This window comes from Halomonas sp. AOP22-C1-8 (assembly GCF_052378905.1).
GTDB lineage: Bacteria > Pseudomonadota > Gammaproteobacteria > Pseudomonadales > Halomonadaceae > Vreelandella > Vreelandella citrativorans.
Map to the genome: position 1 here is coordinate 1 of NZ_JBQSYD010000076.1, position 442 is coordinate 442.

At 63.6% G+C, this 442-nt stretch carries 1 protein-coding gene; it reads left to right on the forward strand.

All coding sequences use genetic code 11. The features are described 5' to 3' along the window. Positions 1-442 (forward strand): transposase (locus ACT3TY_RS17925; protein WP_444629099.1); only part of this gene is annotated, 442 nt, incomplete at both ends.

The window sequence follows — 442 nt, forward strand, 5'->3', positions numbered from 1 at the left end:
AGCACGCTGTCGCCGCGCTGGCGTGCCAGAAGAGATCGACTTTGCCACCAAACCGGAGATCGCCCTCCAGCAGGTGCGCGAGACACTGGAGGCCGGTATCACGCCCGGTATCGTGCTGGCAGATGCGGCTTACGGCAAAGTGACGCCCTGGCGAGAACAGCTTGCAAAATGGGGCTTGAGTTATTGCGTTGACGTGCCGGAGGGTATCAGTGTCTGGCCGCCTGGCAGTGAGCCTCTGCCTCCGAAGTGGTCCGGCCTGGGGCGACCGCCGACACGATGGCAGCAGACCACGGAGCATCACCCAGTGTCGGCACAAGCACTGGCCAAGTCGCTGGATGCCAATGCCTATCAGGCTATCACCTGGCGGGAAGGTACCAACAAGCCGTTGTGCTCCCGGTTTACCGCTGTCCGAGTGCGTGTGGCGCGCGGCCAGCAGAAGCGC